Genomic DNA, 736 nt, shown 5'->3' on the forward strand with positions numbered 1-736 from the left:
TTCAATCGTGCCGATCACAGCTTCAGAAGCAACTTCTGCACCTGCTTGTGGCAATTCAACAAATACGATATCTCCTAGCTGATGTTGAGCAAAATCAGTAATACCGATACGAACCGTATCATCACTAATACGCTCTACCCATTCATGTTCTGCACTATACAGCAATTGATCTTTAATCTCACTCATTTTTCATTCCTCCGGTTCATGGTTGTAATGTCTTCATGCACACAAGCGTATAGCAAGGCAGATTATACTGTCAATACTCTTGACATTGCTTTTTGAATCAAGTATTAATATAATATACATACATTCATCACTGTTTCAATACTTAATGTTCGGAAATACATAACATCATATGTAGCGAATGAAAGTACAGGGAGAGACTGTTCAGAACCATGACAGCGCCGAAGGAGTAAGCCAGTAATGGTGAATCTCTCAGGTAAAAGGGACCTGTACCGGACGCAGCTCTGGAGAGAATTGGCATCATTCGGTCACCGACGAATATCCGAATGATAACAACCAATCACCCAAGGGGAAACTTGTTGCTTATAAGCTATTGAGCACAAGGTAACTCTCAGGTATCAAGGACAGGGAGAAAAAGAAATATTTCAGGTATAGTACCTGCTTATTTCCTTTTCTCTCTGTCTTTTTTGTTGAGCTTTTTCGGATGATTTTATTCTTTTTTCACAAAAAATGATATATGCGATTTTTCGCTACAAACTAATTCGATGAGGTG

Annotated in this window: 1 protein-coding gene and 1 riboswitch; the gene reads right to left on the reverse strand. The window is 38.9% G+C overall.

Annotation, left to right across the window (positions count from 1 at the left end):
* The coding region (locus DN394_RS28795) for a glycine cleavage system protein H (RefSeq protein ID WP_370458319.1) at positions 1-186 on the reverse strand (186 nt) is incomplete at its 3' end.
* Between the two features lie 178 nt (positions 187-364).
* Positions 365-462: riboswitch (glycine riboswitch) on the forward strand.
* Positions 463-736: the final 274 nt, after the last annotated feature.

The sequence above is a fragment of the Bacillus sp. BB081 genome (assembly GCF_008368895.1).
GTDB lineage: Bacteria > Bacillota > Bacilli > Bacillales > Bacillaceae_G > Bacillus_A > Bacillus_A wiedmannii.